Origin of the sequence: Streptomyces sp. NPDC127106, from assembly GCF_042677605.1 — a bacterium.
In the GTDB taxonomy this organism is placed as follows: domain Bacteria; phylum Actinomycetota; class Actinomycetes; order Streptomycetales; family Streptomycetaceae; genus Streptomyces.
In genome coordinates this window covers 158,684-175,091 of sequence record NZ_JBHXTC010000001.1, presented here as the reverse complement: position 1 = coordinate 175,091, position 16,408 = coordinate 158,684, and the positions used below count along the sequence as shown (strand labels likewise).

The window sequence follows — 16,408 nt, the reverse complement described above, 5'->3', positions numbered from 1 at the left end:
GGGGGGGCCCGCCCCCCCCGCGCGCGCGGGGGGGGTGGGGCGGGCCCCGGGGGGGGGGCGGGGGGCGGGGGGGGGCCCCCCCCGGGGGGCCCCCCCCGCGGGGGGGGCGGGGGGGGCGGGCGCGGGGGCGGCGGTGCGGCTGGCGTTCGCCGCGGACCTGGCGCACGCGACGGCGTACGCCCTCGGGATGGACCGGCTGACCACGGCGCGCTGGCTGCGCCGCCACGCGGCGGGCTGGCGATGGGTCACCGACGTGCCGCTGCTGCCGGGCTCCGCCGTGCATGCGCGCGTCAACTCGGTCTACGCGGCGCAGCGTACGGGCCTGGCGCGGCGTGCTGCGGGGGTACGCGAACACCTCGCAGCCGGGACCGTGGGCGGCTGGCTCGGCCGGTGGGCGGACCGGGTCCGCGAGGCCGACGCACTGCTGCGTGCCGGGACCACCCCGGCGGGGAGCACCCCGGACACCGCACCCGAGACGACGGCATGGATCTGGGCCTCGCAGCTCCACATGCTGTTCAACCGGCTCGGCGTCACCCCCGACGAGGAGCGGGCGGTCTGCCGGCTCGCCGCCCGGACCCTGCTGGAGACCGACGAGCCGCCGGGCTTCTTCCCGCAGGGGCACACCGCGGCCGACGTCCAGTACCTGGAGCGCAGCAAGTTCCAGGTCGGCCGCGGCGAGGACACGGCCCTGCGGTCGCTGCCCGCCCCGCGGCCCGCGGCGGCGGGGCCGGAGCTCGCCCTGCCCGCGGACCCGCTGCCGGAGGTGCCGCTGGGCGCCGTGCTGGCCGACCGGTCCTCGCTGCGCGGCGCCCTCGCCGGGCCGCTGGACGCCGGCACCCTGGGTGCGCTCCTGTGGAATTCCCTGTCCGAGAGCAGCCGCTCCGAACAACCCCTGGCCGACGGCACGGCCCGTACGCTGGTCCACCGCCCCTATCCGAGTGCGGGCGCCCTGTACACGGCCCGGGTCCGGTTGCTGGTGCTCGACGTGGCCGGGGTCCCCGCGGGCACGTACGACTGCGTGCCGGAGGGACGGGCGCTGCGCCGGATCGGCCCGGTCCCCGAGCCGTCACAGATCAAGGCGCTGTCGACGTACCTGTCCCGTCCGTCGGCGGACCCGGACTGGATCGGCATCGACGGGGCGCCGGCCGTCCTCGCGGTGTACGCGAACCTCGGCGTGCTGCGCCGCCGCTACGGTCTGCGCGCCCTGCGCCTGGCCCTGCTGGAGACCGGGCACCTGGCTCAGACCCTGCTCCTGACGGCCTCGGCCCTGGGCTTGGGCGGCACTCCGCTCGGCGGCTTCCACGACGACCTGGCACACGAACTGCTGGGCCTGGACGACCTGGAGCAGCCGCTGCAGTACCTGCTTCCAGTGGGCCGCCGCAACGCGCCCGCTACCGGCGGGCGGCCCGGCGCCGCGCGATGAACACGCCGAGGAGCATGCCGACGACGAGGGTGACGGTGAGGACCACCCAGAGCGGGATGGTGACGGTGGGGACCCACAACCTGACGGTGACCGGCCCGGTGTTGACGGCGATGAACCAGATGGCGAGGGCGGCCAGGACGACGAAGCCGATGGTGCGCAAGCGCACGTCGCGGCCCTTGACGGTCAAGGTCGACGGCTGGTGACCCGCTGAGGCCTTCTGTCTCATATGCCCATTATCGCGGTGCTCGCGGCCGAGGGCGAACGGGCCTTCATGGGCATGTGCCGCCGGACACCGCCCGGACCGGCACACCCCTGACGGGCCCGCTACTCAGCACGAGGTGAGTACCACCGCTCATGATCCCGCGGCCGCGCCCTCCTAAGGTGGCCGCATGACAGCGACCGCCACGCCCCCCGACCCCCGCGCCGGCCACCCCGGCGCCGCCTCCGGGACCGGCCCGCGGACCCCGGCGTGGCTCAAGGGGTGCGGGATCACGCTGCTCGTGCTCGCCGGCCTGGCCGGCCTCGGCCTGTGGGCGCTGGACGAGGTGGCGAAGGGCCTCGACGGGTACGGGCAGCTGGAGCAGACCGGCGGCGCCGACGGCAGCGTCGCCGACCCTCTCGGTCCGGGCGCCACCGCCCGCTACGAGGACGGCCTGAAGGTGACCGTCGGCAGGCCCCGCCCCGAGGCCGACGGCACCTACCGCTTCACCGTCACCTACCGCAACGGCACGGACGAGGAGCAGCACCCCGCCGGCGAGTCCGCCGCATCCGCCGCCTCCGAGTACGGGCCCGCGCCCGTCGTGGTGCGCGCCGGGCGTACCCTGGAGGACTACGCCCCCGACAGCGTCCGGTGGCTGAACCTCGACGAGTCCGCCGCCGCCTTGATGCCGCCTCTGGCCGAGGACGGGGCGCGTACCGTGCCGGTACGCGTGAAGCCGAGCAGGAAAGGCATGACCGTCACCGTCCAGGTCTGCCCGCCCGACAAGGGATACCGCGAGACCGCCTACTGGCAGTTCACCCTCGACTGACCCCGGCCTGGCCGGCCCAGCGTCGCAGCGCGGCCGTGGCCCGTTCGGCGTCGGCCGGGGGCAGGCCCGTGATGGATATGTGGTGGCTGCCGTCGCGCACCCCGAAGAGGTACGAGTCGCGCGTGCCCCAGCCCAGGCGGAAGGGCTCCGCGACCGCCACGTCGTTCTCGCCGTTGACGAACATCAGCGACCGCCCGTGGAGCCGCACCCAGCGGTCGATGTCCGCCATCGCGCCCCGCTGGAAGTGCAGGGGTATCTCCCGCGGTACGTACGACCGGACTTCCTGCACGCCCGGGTGGCGCAGCAGTCCCTCCAGATGCGGGGCGGCGAACGTCGCGTACCCGAGCTCGGTGCCCAGCTGGTAGAAGTACGGCGTGTGGGGCCGCAGCGACTGGTCGGTGTACACGCGAAGCAGCGTCACCTTGTCGACCCATGCGTAGAGTGCGTCGTCGGACGCGTCCGCGCCTGGCACCGAGGCGCAACCGTCCGCAGGCTGGTGCATCCAGAACATCATCGGCAGACGCAGTACGGCGAGTTCGAAGGCCCGGTCCGCACTGCCGATGGTCCCGAAGGTCGCTTTCTGCCCCTCCGCCCAGCGGCCGTACCGCTGCGTCATCGCCTCACGGCGTATCAGCGCCTGCCGCTGGACCTCCATGAGGGCGGCCCGGCACTCGGCGGTGCCGACCTGCGCCAGGCGGGCGTCGTAGGCACGGTCGTCCCGGTCGTCCGTGTTGTTGGGCGCGGAGTAGGCGACCGTGCCGGCCACGTCGTCCGGGTAGAAGCGGCGGTGGTAGACCGCCGTCATCCCGCCCTTGCTGCCGCCGGTCGATATCCACGCGCCGCGGTACAGCTGCTTGAGCGCCGTGACCAGGCGGTGGTGGTCGCTCGCCGCCTGCCAGACGGTCAGCGTGGACCAGTCCTGGTCCGCGCCCCGGGACGCCCCGAAGAACCGCTGCTCGGTGGTGATCTGATTGGCGTCCAGCAGCGTCGCCGGCTCCGACAGGCGCTGCGGCGCGGACCCCAGGTCGTAACCGCTGCTGTACAGCACCATCGGGCGGTCGACCGACTTGTGCACCAGCGTCAGTCTCTGCTCGAACGACCCCCGCTCGGGACGCCGGTGATCGGCGGGCTGCCGGAAGGCGAGGTCGAGGACGGTCTGCCCGTCGGCCCCGGGCCGTTCGCCGAGCAACCGCATCCCCGGAACCGCCCCGACCCGGGCCCGGATGCCGTCGTCCTGCGGGGCGGCCCCGGCCGGAGCGGCCGGTCCGATCGCTGCCAGAACCGCCACCGCGGCCACGGTGACCAGGCGTTTCATCGTCATCTTCATGTCTTCAGGAAACCCCGGCCGACCCCCGCCGCGGATCCCCCGCGCGGGGAAGACGTCTCCCCCGTGCGGGGGAGGACGGCCCCTGCCTGTGGCTGGGAGGATGGCAACCGGACGGCGTCGGCCTGCTGTTGCCCCCGGCCCGGGAGCAGGGCCACACCCTCAGCCGGGCAGCGCCAGCAGCTCCCGGGCCAGGCGCCTCGCCGTCAGGTCGGGGTGCGGCGTGCCGTCGCACGGGAAGCCGGAGACGACACGTCGCGGGGAGAAGGCGATGTGCTCCACCGCGGTCCGGGCTGCGTCCGGGAGCAGCCGCATCGCCACCAGGGCGCGCAGCGCACCCAGGTGCGGCTCGTGCAGGTCGCGGCCGCGGGCGAGCTGGTCCGCGATGACCGGCGCGGTGTCGTGCGTTCGGCCCGTGACGCGCCAGATCGCGGCAGCCGCGTCCGTCCGGCTCTCCCGGGCGGGAGCCAGCAGCCGCTCCTCCACCAGCGGCAGCAAAGCCCCTGCGGCCGGGCCGAGTTCGGCGGCCACCCGCACAGCCGCCGTGCGCCGGGCCACGGCGTCAGGCAGCGCCCGCACCACGGCCACCGCGGGACCCGCATCCCCGGTGACACGGGCCAGCAGCGTCGCTGCGTCCAGGTCGCCGGCGTCGGCCCCGGTGCGCAGGGCCGCCACCGCCCCCGCGCCCACCGCGGGGCCCAGCGAGGCGAGCACTCCCGCCGAGGCCGGCAGCAGCCGGACCAGGTCCGCCGCGCATCCCGCGGCGAGCTCGGGGAAGGGCAGCAGCGCGTCCACCCACCCGGCGCACGGCCGGTCCGCGACGCGGCGCGCCACCGGCAGGGCCGCCGCCCCGAACACCTCCACCACCGCCCGTACCACCGCGCCGGGAGCCGACACGGGAGTCGGCGCGAGCGTCGCGGTCTCCTCCGGCAACTCGTCCATCAGGCGCAGGACCATCCCGAGCGCGCCGGGCACCCGCAGCCGCACCGCGGCATGCACCGCCGCCAGCCGCACGGCCGGGTCCTCGGACCGCAGCGAGGGCTCCAGAAACGGCGCGGGTGCACCGCCCTCCAGCGTGGCACCCACCCTCGCCACCCGGCACAGGTCCTCCACGTCCGCGGCCGACTCCGCGAGCCACGGCAGGACGTCCCGCTCCCGGTCCCGCCACTTCTCGGTGAGCTCCCAGGCCAGCGGGATCCCGCGCCGTACCGCCCGCAGCGCGGCCTCCGGATCGTCCAGGAGCCGCTCCCCGAGCGGCCGGTAGCCGGCGGGCCACGGATGGCACCCGTCGTGGACGGACCCCGCCCCGCACACGTCGAGGGCCGCATCCACCCACGCCGCCGGCAACGGCAGGGGCGCGGTCCGCAGCAGGTCCGTCACCGCCGCCCCGCGCACCAGCGGCTCCGCGTCGGACAGCAGCGCCCGGTTGCGCTTCTGCCTGGCCTCCGGCGAGACGTCGAGCAGGCCGAGCGCCGTGACCAGGTCAGCCCGTACCTCCGCGTCGTCCTCCTCCGCCAGCCGGGCCCGCAACAGCGGCATCAGCGGCAGGGACGCGTCCTCGCACGCGGCGATGATCCACACCATGGTGCGCCGAACGGACCGGTCCGCGTCGGCCGCAAGCGCCAGCAGCGGCGGCAGCGCCGCGGCGACCGCCCGCCGCACCTGCCGCCACTCCGGGCCCGCCCCGTCGGCCGCTCCGTGCAACAGCCACAGCAGCCCCAGACGGTCACCGGGCCCGTCCAGCGCGAGCCGGGCCAGGAACGGCACGGCCGCGGCCGTCGCCGAGTAGACCGACCCCTGGTGGCAGAGCGACGAGAACAGCTCGTCCAACGCCCCGTCGCGCACCCGCGGGTCCGCCGAGCCGGCGGCCCGCAGCAGCTCCGGCACGTCGTCCGCCGTACCGTACGCGTGCTCCAGTGCGGCCCAGTCGATGTCGTCGATTCCGTCCAGCATGATCGCGACCCTACGGCGCCGGGCGCACGGCGTCCGGGGCGGGGCCGGTCAGCGCCAGGCCGGGTGACCCTCGGTCGCCGACGCGGTGGTGAGGGAGCGGGAATCGGTACCGTCCGCACGCACCGCCCAGATCACCGGCTTCTCGTACGGGCCCCGCACGAAGGCCAGCCAGCTGCCGTCCGGGGACCAGGCCGGGTCCATCTCGTGGGCGTCCGTCGCCACCACGGCCCGGTCGCCGGTCCCGTCGGTGCCGACCAGGCGGATGTCACCCTGCGCCCCCCGCCCGTACGTTCCCGCGGTGTACGCGAACGTGCGGCCGTCCGGCGACCACACCGGGTCGAGCGCCGGATGCGGCAACCGGGTCAGCTGCTGCGGGGCGGCCCCCGGCGTGTCGGCGTCCACCGCGTGGATCTGCCAGTCGTCCTTGCCGGACGGCATGCAGAAGGCGATCCGCTTGCCGTCCGGCGACCAGGCGGGGTCCTCCACCTGGCCGGTGCCGGCGGTCACCTGACGGGCGGAGCCGTCGGCGACGTTCACCACGAACAGTTGCTGCACGCCCTTCTCGGCGCGCAGCACCGCGAGCCGGGTGCCGTCGGGGGACCAGGACACCCGCCCGCCGGCGATGGCCGCCACCCGCCGCGGGTCCGAGCCGTCGGCGTTGGCCGTCCAGACGGCCGCACCCTGCGCGGTGACCTGGGTGTAGGCGAACGACCGGCGGTCCGGGGACCACTGGGGGAGCATGGCGCAGGCGTCACCGGCGGTCAGTCGCACCGGCGCCGCGGCACCCGGGTCGCGGCGGGAGATCACGCCGTGGCAGTCCTGCGGCCAGCCCGCTGCGGTGTCCTGACGGACCAGCACCGGGGCGGTGGGGAACGCGGCCGGGCCGGCGGACGCGGACGGCGAGGCGGGAGCGGAGGCGGAGGGGCTGTCGGGACCTGCCGCACCGGGGTTCCCGGAGGAGCCGGACCACGGCCGCCACACCAGGAGACCCACCGCGGACAGGGCGAGCAGCACGGCCGCCGCGCGCACGGCGGTGGTACGGCCGGGCCGTCGCCCGGCCGGCTCCCCGGCCGCGGTGGCCTCCGCCGACGGGACACCGGCAGCGACTCCGGCGCCGGCAGCGCCCGCAGCTCCGGCAGCGACTGCGGCCCCGGCAGTGATGCCGGCCCTGCCTCCGGCTCCGGCTCGCGGCCCGGCTCCGGTCCGGGTGACGGCCTGCGCATCCGCCGGCCGTTCAGGGCCGGGCGCTCCCGCCACCGTGGGCGTCCGAAGCGGGGCGGCGGCCCCATCCGGTACGTCCGCCGCTGTCGCCTCGGACGGAGCGCCCGGGTCCGCCACGGTCTCCGCCCGGCCGGTCGCCGTGGTCGGAGTGGCATCCGGAGCCGGAGCCGGAGCCAAATCCAGGTCCAAGACCGGCGTCGGCGTCGGCGTCGGAACCGGCGCCGGGGACGGTACCGGCTCCGCGGCCGCGGACGGCACCGGGTCGTCCTGCCGGTGCAGCAGGGCCATCGCCGCGTCCGGCAGCCAGCCCTCCGTGGGCCAGCGGACGATCAGCCGGCGGAGGAAGTCGCCCGAGGTCGGCCGGCCCGCCGGGTCCTTGCACAAGCAGTCCGCGACGAGCTCGCGCAGTTCGCCGGGGACCGCGCTCAGGTCCGGCTCCTCGTACACCACCTTGTAGTGCCGGGCCGTCGCCGGGCCGTCGCCGAACGGCGAGCCGCCCGCGGCCTGGGTGAGCACCACGCCGAGGGCGAACATGTCCACAGCGGGCGTGATCGCGCCCCCGGTGAGCTGCTCGGGAGACAGGAAGCCAGGGGTGCCCACCTGCATGCCGGTCTGCGTCAGGGCGGTACCGTCCAGCGCGCGGGCGATGCCGAAGTCGATGACGCGGGGGCCGTCCTCCGCGATGATGATGTTCGCGGGCTTGAAGTCGCGGTGGATCACCCCGGCCCGGTGGATCGCCTCCAGCGCCTCGGCGAGCCCGGCGGCCAGCACCGTGAGCGTGTCCACGGGCAGGGCCGTGACCCGTGCCAGGACCGTGGCCAGGGTCGGCCCGGGTACGAACGCGGTCACCAGCCAGGCCGGGTCGCCGTCGGGATCGGCGTCGACGACCGGAGCGGTGTGGAAGCCGCCGACGCGCCGCGCCGCCGCCACCTCGTCGGCGAAGCGGCGCCGGAAACCGGGCTCGGTGCTCAGCTCGGGGCGTACGACCTTCACGGCCACGGCCCGCCCGGACGGGGAACGGCCCAGGTAGACCACCCCCATGCCGCCCTGGCCGAGCCGGTGCGTCAACTGGTAGCGGCCGTCGCCGACCGAGGCCGGATCGCCCGGTCCCAGCGGATTCATGTGCGAGCACCCCCGTTCCGCACCGTGCGCGGGTGCTGCCCTTTTGCTACCGGTCCCGCCGCCCGGCAGTCAAGCCGGGCCGCGAACCCCCGCCGACCTGCCGCTCGCCCGGCGTCGCGCACGGCCGCGCCGCGCGTGTCACCCGCGCCAGATCTGCTCGTACGCCTCCCGGTAGCCCTCGGGGTCCCAGGACGTGCCGCCGCCGCTGTTGTCGGCCGTGACCACGTGGACGGGGGCGACGTAGCCACTGGGCGGGCTTCCGGCGAAGGCGCGGTTGAACTCGTCGACGATCTGCCAGCCCTGCTGGGTGAGCGGTTCGGGGACGGTGGCGGCCTGGTGCTGGCCGCCGTTGATGCGTTGGAAGGCGGAGGGGTCTCCGTCGCCCGCGCCGATGTTGAACGGGGGCCCGGCCCCGGGCTTCCCGGCGGAGCGGAAGGCCGGGGCCGCATCCGCGAAGTAGAGGTCGTTGATGGCGACGGAGTGCGTCCACTTCTTCGCGAAGCGGGACAGCAACGAGGAGATCTCCTGGGGGGTGCGCTGACTCGCGTCCGGAATGGGGATGTTCTCGTACGCGAGGAGCTTCACGCCGGGGCAGGTGGCGAGCTGCCGCTTGATGAGTTCGGCCTTGTTCCGCGCGAACGGGATCGAGTCGTCGGTGAAGACCACGACGCCGGCGTCGCCGTCGGACCGGGCGATCACCCAGTCGGCGCTGATCCCCGCCACGTCCTCCACCTTCGTGGTGATGTTGGTGAAGAGCTTGGGGCTGGTACTGGGCCCGGGGGAGCTCACCGCGTGCCAGCCGATCAGCGGGATCCCCGCCTCCTCGGCCCGCGCCACCTGCTGCGCGGTGAGGCGGGGGTCGAAGCCGCCGATGACGATGCCCGACGGTTTGAGGGTGACCGCCTGGCTGAACGCGGCCTGGATGCCGGCCGGGGTGCCCTCCCCGTCGATGATCCGGACGTTCCAGCCGATCGCCTCCGCGGCTTCCCTGACCCCCTTCGCGACACCGGCGACGCCCGGGTTCGTCATGGTCTGGGCGACGTAGACCAGGGTCTTGCCGGGGACGGCCTCGGGGCCGCTCCGAGGTCCGGTCCAGGCGGTGTCGGTGCGCTCGGCCGCCCGTACGGCGGCCTTCGCCTTCTGCAGGGCCTCCGGGCAGCCGTCGGCCGGCTGCCCGGAGGCCGTCGCGCGTCCGCTCGCGGTCGCGGTCGCGTTCGATTCCGGCGGGCCGCTCCCGCAGCCCGCCAGGAGGCCGAGGGCCGCCGTCCACAGGGCGACGGCCGCGACGGTGGTCTTCCGGTTCGGGTACACGGTGCTCCTGTCACTGGTTGCGCTGCTCACTGGTTGCGCTGCTCACTGACTGCGCCGCTCACTGGAGGGGCCGCCCGGGCGGCTCGGTGCGGCAGCGGTGCGCAGCCTCCTGCGGGACGAGTAGCCGGCCAGGCCGACCGCGATGAGCAGGGTGGCGCCGTTGAACAGCGGTGTGGCCCAGAACTGGGCGCCGAACTGCCGGATGCCGGCGAGGCCGACGGCGAGCAGCGTGACGGCCACGAGGGTGCCCACGGCATTCGCGCGGCCCGGCTTGATCGTGGTGGAGCCGAGCAGTGCGCCGACGAAGGCGGGCAGCAGGTAGTCCAGGCCGACGCTCGGGCTGCCGATCTGCTGCTGCGCGGCGAGGAGCACCCCGGCGAAGCCCACGACCAGGCCCGATCCGGTGAAGGCGTAGACGCAGTACGCGCGCGTGGGGATGCCGAGCATGCCTGCGGCGCGGGGGTTGGACCCGATGACGTACAGGTACCGGCCGAACGGCAGCCGCTCCAGCAGCACCCAGAGGATCACGACGACGGCGAGGACGTAGAAGGCGGGGAGCGGCAGGCCCAGGAACCGGGAGTCGTATAGGCCGGTGAAGGCGGGCGGAAGCCCGTCCGGGCCGGGCACGATCCGGCTGCCGTCGGTGAGCCAGCCGCTGATGGCGTACATGATGCTGCCGGTGCCGAGCGTGGCGATGAGCGAGTCGATCCGGGCGAACTCGACGATGACGCCGTTGAGGGCGCCGACCAGGCCCCCGCCGAGGACGACGGTCAGGCACGCGAGCGGCCAGGGCCAGCTCGCGTCGACGATCAGGTACATCACCATGACGTGCGCGAGGCCCAGCCCGTAGCCGATGGACAGGTCGAACTTGCCGGTGGCGATGGGGATCGTCACGCCGAGCGCGAGCAGGGCGGGGATCGACTGGTTGGACAGGATCGCCGAGACGTTGTCCAGCGTCGGGAAGGTGTCCGGCAGGGTGAGGGAGAAGACGAGGAAGAGCAGGACGGTGAGGGTCAGGAGGCCGTAGGAGCCGATGAAGTGCCCGCGCAGGTAACCCGGCAGGGAGCGGCGCGAAGGCGGTCGGCTCACCGGCTCGTCGCACTTCCGGTGATCGCGGGCATGGCCGAGGCGGTACGGGTGAGCTCCCGGACGCTGAGGGTCTCGCCCTTCAGAACGGCCGCCACCGCTCCGCGGACGAACACCAGGGCGCGGTGGCTGAGGCCGGCGACCTCCTCGACGTCGGAGGAGATGAGCAGGACCGCGAGGCCGTCGGCGAGCGCGTCGTCGATGAGGCCGTGGATCGCGGCCTTGGCTCCGACGTCCACGCTCGCGGTCGGTTCCTCCAGGATCAGTAGCCGCAGACGCCCCGTCAGCCACCGGCCGACGACGACCTTCTGCTGGTTGCCGCCGGACAGGGTCGCGATCACGGCCTCGCCGTCGCGGGGGTGGACCGCGAACCGCTCGACTAGGGCGGCGGCCTCGGCGCGCTCCCGGCGCGGACGCATCCAGTGCCACGCCGGCACCCCGGCCGCCCGCGGGTTGGCCAGGAGGTTCTCCCGTACGGTCAGTTCGGCGGCGCAGCCCTCCTCCTGCCGGTTGCCGCCGACGAACCCGACACCGCTGCGCAGGGCTGCGGCGACCGTGCGCGGGCGGTACGGACGGCCGTCGAGGAGCGCCCGCCCGCCGAGTACGGGCAGCGCGCCGGCGAGGGCGCGGCCCAGGTGCATGTGGCCGGCACCGGTCAACCCCACCAGGGCGACGATCTCGCCGGCGTGCAGGTCCAGGCTGACGGGCCCGGTGCGGTCGGTGGTCACGCCATCGAGGCTGAGGACGGGCGGTCCGCCCGGGGACACGGGGGAGGCGGTAGAGGCGGTTGAGGTGGTAGGCGTGGGCGAGACGGCAGAGACGGCAGAGACGGCAGAGACGGCAGAAGCGGAGGAGGCGGTGGCTGTGGTGGAGCCTGCGGCGGGCCGCCGCCCGGCCGGCTCGCCGCCCGTGATGTCCTGCACCAGGCGGGCGGGGTGATAGGGGGCGAGGGGGCCCTGGCTGACGAGGCGGCCGTCGCGCAGGACGGCGAACGTGTCCGCGACCTGATACACCTCGTCGAGCCGGTGGCTTACGTAGAGGACGCCGTGCCCCCGGTCGCGCAGGGCGTGCAGGACGTCGAAGAGCCGGGTGCAGTCCGTGGCGGGGAGGGTGGCGGTCGGCTCGTCGAGGACGAACAGTTCGGCCTGCTTCGCCAGGGCGCGGGCGATCGCCACCAGGGAGCGTTCGGCGGGGGCGAGGTCGGCGATCCGGGTGTCGGGGTGCAGGTGTCCGGCGACGGTGTCCAGCGCCTCGGCGCACTGCTCCCGGGTCCGCCGCCAGGAGATCAGGCCGCGGCGCCGCGGGTAGCCGGTGCCGAGGGCGATGTTCTCGGCGACCGTCATCCACGCCACCAGGCCGAGGTCCTGGTGGATGAAGGACAGCTTCGCGGCCGCCGCCTCGGAGCCGAGCGGGTGCCCGGCGACGGTCACCTCGCCCTCGTCGGCGTGGTGGACTCCGGCGAGCACCTTGATCAGCGTGGACTTGCCGGCGCCGTTGGGGCCGAGCAGGGCGAGGACGCTGCCGCCGTGGATGTCGAGGCCGACCCCGTCCAGTGCGACCGTGCCGCCGAACCGTTTGCCGAGACCGCGTATCCGGACGAGCGGTTCCGCGCCGGGGCGGCGCTGCGGACTCGCCGAGGGGGCGGAAGTGTCATGCACGGACGTCTCCGGGGCCGACCTGGGAAGTTCCTCCCTCATCGATAAGGGATGGTGAGGATGTTAATCGGAGCTATGGGGCAATATTGGGCAAACCTTCATCATCTATGGCTCCAATGGTCGAGTGGGCCGTGTCAACCGGGCCGTGTCGAGTGGGCCGTGGTCGAGCGGGCGGCCCGGCACGGGGGTCATGCCGCGTCCAGGGCGCATTCGGCCCAGATGACCTTGCCGTGGCCGGTGTAGCGGGTGCCCCAGGCCTGGGAGAGCTGGGCGACGAGGAACAGGCCGCGCCCGCCCTCGTCCGTGCTGGCCGCCCGCCGCAGGTGCGGGGCGGTGCTGCTGCCGTCGGCTACCTCGCAGATCAGGGTGCGGTCGCGGATCAGGCGCACCTGGATGGGCTCGCCGCCGTAGCGGACCGCGTTGGTGACCAGCTCGCTGAGCATCAGCTCGGCGGCGAACCCGAGCTCGTCCAGCCCCCACTCGGCCAGGGTGTGGGTGGCGGCCGCGCGGACCTCGCCGACGCGGGACGGGTCGGCGGACAGGTCCCAGGAGGCGATCCGGTCGGCGGGCAGGGTGTGGGTGCGGGCGACGAGCAGGGCGATGTCGTCGGCGGGGTGCTCGGGTGCCACGGCGTCGATGACCGCCTGGCAGGTGTCCTCGGGCGTCCGGCCGGAGTGGGCCAGTGCGCTGCGCAGTTGGGCGAGGGCGTCGTCGATGTCGCGGTGGCGGTCGTCGACGAGGCCGTCGGTGTACAGGACCAGCGTGCTGTCCTCCGGGAGGGTGATGCCGACCGTTTCGAAGGGCAGTCCGCCGAGGCCGAGCGGGGGGCCGGCGGGCAGGTCGGGGAAGGAGACGGTGCCGTCCGGGTGGACCAGGGCCGGGGGGAGGTGGCCGGCGCGGGCCATGGTGCACTCGCGTGTCGTGGGGTCGTAGATGACGTACAGGCAGGTGGCCCCGGCGATGCCGGTGCTGTCCGGCTCGTCCCCGCCGCCCTCCTCCCGGTCGAGGCGGACCAGGAGGTTGTCCAGGTGGGTGAGGAGTTCGTCGGGGGCGAGTTCCAGTTCGGCGAAGTTGCGTGCGGCGGTGCGCAGCCGCCCCATCGTGGCGGCGGCGTGCAGGCCGTGTCCGACGACGTCGCCGACGAGCAGGGCGACGCGGGTGCCGGACAGGGGGATGACGTCGAACCAGTCGCCGCCCACCCCGGACTCGGCGGGCAGGTAGCGGTGGGCGACTTCGACGGCGCTCTGTTCGGGGTGTCCGCGCGGCAGCAGGCTGCGCTGGAGCGCCAGGGCCAGGTTGTGCTCGCGGGTGTAGCGGCGGGCGTTGTCGATGCACAGGGCGGCGCGGGCGGCGAGTTCCTGGGCCAGCCGGGTGTCGTCGTCGCCGAACGGCGGTGTGTCCGCCGAGCGGTAGAAACTGGCGATGCCGAGCAGCAGGCCGCGGGCGAGCAGCGGGACGCAGACGAGGGAGTGCACCTCCTGGGCGAGGATCCGCCGGGCCTGCGCGGGGTTCTGGGTGATCCAGCCGACGGCGGAGGCGAGGTCGCGTTCCAGCACCGGCTGACCGCTCGCCAGGCACTGCATGTGGGGGGTGCCGGGGTGCAGGTCGAGCCGTTTGCCGACCGGGTCGAAGAGGGCGTCGCCGTGGATGCCGTGCACCACCAGGCGCTGCAGGTCGGCCGCGGGGTCCAGGGACTCGTCGCCGCGCAGCACGGCCTCGGGTACCTCGATGGTGACGTGGTCGGCCAGCCGCGGCACCGCCATCTCGGCGAGCTCCCACGCGGTGCGGGTCACGTCCAGGGTGGTGCCGATACGGGTGCTGGCCTCGGCCAGGAGTTCCAGTCGGCGGCGTGCCGCGACCGCGTACTTCCCCACCTCCGGCTCGCCGACGAGCACCAGCCCCCGGACCGCGCCACCGTTGCCGGGTCCGGCGCGGCCGGGTCCGGCGTGCCCGGGTCGTCCGGCGCGGCCGGGTCCGGCGTGCCCGGGGAGTCCGGTGCGGCCGGGTACGGCGACGTCGGGACCCGCGCCAGCGGCGGGTGCCGCCGCGGGGGCGACGGCCTGCGCGAGGGGGCCGGGCGGCGGGCCGGCCCGGTGTGCGGCGGGATTCAGCGGTCCGGGGTGCGGCGGGGCGGCGGCGAGGTGGTGTACGGGGAGGGCGTCCCCGGAGAGGACGGCCTCGACGACGACGCCCTCCACCCCGGAGCTGCTCGTGACCGGGTTGCTGAAGAGGGTGACCCCGCGGCCGTGGGGGAGGGGTACTTCCAGGGAGGCCCGCTGGGCCGAGGAGATCAGCTCGGTGGCCTTCTCCTTGAGGATCAGCTGGTCGTGCGCGTCGAGCGCGCCGGCGGGCAGTTCGTCCAGGCCGACCGGTTGGCCGTTCCCGATCGTCCCCGTCCGGGTGCGCTCCCGGGCGTCGAGGTACGTCCGCAGCAGCCCGCGCTCCCGCGCCGAGCTCTGCTCCATCAGGCGCCGCTCGATGGTCTCTGCGGCCCGGCGGACCAGGACGGGCAGCGCCGGGTCCTCGTAGGAGTGCGGGTATCCGAAGCAGAGGACCCCGACGACGCAGCCGCTGAGCTGGTCGCGGATGGGGGTGGCGGAGCAGGCGTTCGCCTGGGAGCGCTCCGCGAAGTGCTCGGCGCCGTAGACCTGGACGAGCCGGCGCTCCGCGAGGGCGAGGCCGATGCCGTTCGTTCCCGCGACGCGCTCGGCGAAGACGAAACCGGGCACGGTCTGGATGGGCGGCAGGCTCCGGGCCAGCGAGGGCTCCCCGAAGCGGCGCTGCAGCACCGTTCCGTTCCCGTCGGCGAGGCAGACGTTCATCCGGCTGCCGGCGAACCGGGAGGCGAGCTGATCGAGCACGGGTGCGGCCGCACGGACGAGCCGGCTGTCCGGATCGAAGTCGTCCCGGAAGGGGAGCTCGGTCTGGTCGGGCGAGAGCCCCAGCAGCCGGCAGCGCTCCCACGAGCTCAGGATCGGGCTGCGGACTCCGCCCTCGACGGGCTCGCCCAGCAGGAATCGCTCACGGGAGCGTGCGGGGCCGATCTGCTCTCCCGTGACCCCCATCTGCATCACTTCCCCTTGCCGGGTTCCCGCGCGTTCGGGATGCTTGCAAAGCGCTAGTGCATTTTGAGTATATTCCCGAGGATTCGCCCGGAATGTAGTGGTGGCTGGCCGGTCCGCGACGGGGTCACGTACCGCCGCGGTGGCGTCACAGGATCGCCACCGGATCGACGGGCGACCCGGTTCCGCCGGGCACGTTCAGCGGCGCCACGACGATCATGAACTCGTGGCGCCCCGCCTCGGTGCAGGCCGCGGCGAGCGCTTCCAGATCCAGGTTGTCCAGCAGGGGCACCCCCATCCCGGCCACGGCGAGGGCGTGGACGGGGGAGTGGACGCCTTCGACCGGCGACGGCCGCACGTCGCTGTCCCCGTCGCCGCCCAGCAGGCTCACGGCCCGCTCGGCCAGCAGCGGTACCGCGTCCACGTGGAAGCCCGCGCTCGCGGCACCGACGTCCCACGGCCCGAGCTCCCGGCGGCGACGGAACCGGCCGCAGCGGAGCAGTACGGCACAGCCGTCGTCGATCCGCAGGCCCAGTGCCGCCTCCGCGGCGAGCACGTCCCGCGCCCGGACCGCCCGTCCGGGCTCCAGCCACTCCACCCCCAGGATCGCGGGCAGGTCGAGCAGTACCCCCGTGGTGACCAGGGGCCCGAGGGCGGCCACCGAGCCGAAGCGTGCGCCCCCGGCGTCCACGGCCTCCCGGGCCGGGCGCCCTCCGTAGAGGAGCCCCCGGTAGGCGACGTGCGACAGCGCATCGAGGTGGCTCACGGCCTTGCCGTGGTAGTCGACGCCGAGGAAGTCCTTGTGCGTCGCCGGCTCGGGCGGCTCCACGTCGCCGAGGTCGGACATGTAGTGCAGCGCGGGCTTGTCGTTGTCGGGCTCCGGCCGGGTGTTCCAGGGCAACCCCATGCGCACCGTCCTCCCGGAGCGGACCAGGGCGGCGGCCCGCCGCACGTGGTCCGGGGTGACCCTGTTCCAGGCGCCGCGGTCGGCCGCGTCCCAGCGGCCCCAGGTGCGCACCGCGGCGAACAGGGCGTCGAACTCCTGACGGGAGACCCGGGGGCCGGAATCGGGCCCGGGGTCGGGGCCGACAGCCGGGATCGGGGCCCGGGTCGGGGGCGGCGGTACGTCCGGGGGTCTGCTGTTCATCGTCCTGCTCTCCAGCGCTCGGCGTGCGGAAGACGACCCCCGGGAAAGCGGAAGCCGGGGCGGACGCCCCGACGCC

Annotated in this window: 11 protein-coding genes; 2 read left to right on the top strand and 9 right to left on the bottom strand. The window is 74.8% G+C overall.

Features of this window, described 5'->3' with window-relative positions:
- Window positions 1-133: 133 nt before the first annotated feature.
- The gene (locus tag ACFVGY_RS00705) at window positions 134-1,423 is read left to right on the top strand and encodes a SagB family peptide dehydrogenase (protein WP_385668753.1); all 1,290 of its coding nucleotides are present in this window, start codon (window positions 134-136) and stop codon (window positions 1,421-1,423) included.
- Here the strand turns inward: ACFVGY_RS00705 and ACFVGY_RS00700 are convergent.
- Window positions 1,392-1,649, bottom strand: coding sequence for a lipopolysaccharide assembly protein LapA domain-containing protein (locus tag ACFVGY_RS00700; RefSeq protein WP_385668750.1), 258 nt, complete (start codon window positions 1,647-1,649; stop codon window positions 1,392-1,394). The two genes, ACFVGY_RS00705 and ACFVGY_RS00700, sit on opposite strands and share 32 nt — an antisense overlap.
- Window positions 1,650-1,812: 163 nt before the next feature.
- Here ACFVGY_RS00700 and ACFVGY_RS00695 point away from each other — a divergent pair, with 163 nt between their 5' ends.
- Window positions 1,813-2,451, top strand: coding sequence for a hypothetical protein (locus ACFVGY_RS00695; protein WP_385668747.1), 639 nt, complete (start codon window positions 1,813-1,815; stop codon window positions 2,449-2,451).
- Here the strand turns inward: ACFVGY_RS00695 and ACFVGY_RS00690 are convergent.
- From ACFVGY_RS00690 to ACFVGY_RS00655, 8 genes are all read right to left on the bottom strand, one after another.
- On the bottom strand, window positions 2,438-3,778 hold the full coding sequence (locus tag ACFVGY_RS00690) for a S28 family serine protease (RefSeq protein WP_385668744.1): 1,341 nt from the start codon (window positions 3,776-3,778) through the stop codon (window positions 2,438-2,440). The two genes, ACFVGY_RS00695 and ACFVGY_RS00690, sit on opposite strands and share 14 nt — an antisense overlap.
- Window positions 3,779-3,937: 159 nt before the next feature.
- Window positions 3,938-5,728 carry a hypothetical protein gene (locus ACFVGY_RS00685; RefSeq protein WP_385668741.1) on the bottom strand — a complete coding sequence of 597 codons (1,791 nt, stop codon included), beginning with the start codon at window positions 5,726-5,728 and terminating at the stop codon, window positions 3,938-3,940.
- Between the two features lie 48 nt (window positions 5,729-5,776).
- Window positions 5,777-8,071 carry a protein kinase gene (locus ACFVGY_RS00680; protein ID WP_385668738.1) on the bottom strand — a complete coding sequence of 765 codons (2,295 nt, stop codon included), beginning with the start codon at window positions 8,069-8,071 and terminating at the stop codon, window positions 5,777-5,779.
- Between the two features lie 138 nt (window positions 8,072-8,209).
- Window positions 8,210-9,382 carry a substrate-binding domain-containing protein gene (locus tag ACFVGY_RS00675; protein ID WP_385668735.1) on the bottom strand — a complete coding sequence of 391 codons (1,173 nt, stop codon included), beginning with the start codon at window positions 9,380-9,382 and terminating at the stop codon, window positions 8,210-8,212.
- Window positions 9,383-9,424: 42 nt separating this feature from the next.
- Window positions 9,425-10,471, bottom strand: coding sequence for an ABC transporter permease (locus ACFVGY_RS00670; protein WP_385668732.1), 1,047 nt, complete (start codon window positions 10,469-10,471; stop codon window positions 9,425-9,427).
- A complete protein-coding gene (locus tag ACFVGY_RS00665; protein WP_385668729.1) occupies window positions 10,468-12,126 on the bottom strand; it encodes a sugar ABC transporter ATP-binding protein in 1,659 nt (552 codons plus the stop codon). Before ACFVGY_RS00665 ends, ACFVGY_RS00670 begins: the two co-directional genes overlap by 4 nt.
- Window positions 12,127-12,311: 185 nt before the next feature.
- Complete coding sequence (locus ACFVGY_RS00660) at window positions 12,312-15,188, bottom strand: SpoIIE family protein phosphatase (RefSeq protein ID WP_385668727.1); 2,877 nt, start codon at window positions 15,186-15,188, stop codon at window positions 12,312-12,314.
- Between the two features lie 145 nt (window positions 15,189-15,333).
- Window positions 15,334-16,332: a cyclase family protein gene (locus ACFVGY_RS00655; RefSeq protein WP_385668724.1), complete on the bottom strand. Its 999-nt coding sequence runs from the start codon at window positions 16,330-16,332 to the stop codon at window positions 15,334-15,336.
- Window positions 16,333-16,408 lie beyond the last annotated feature (76 nt).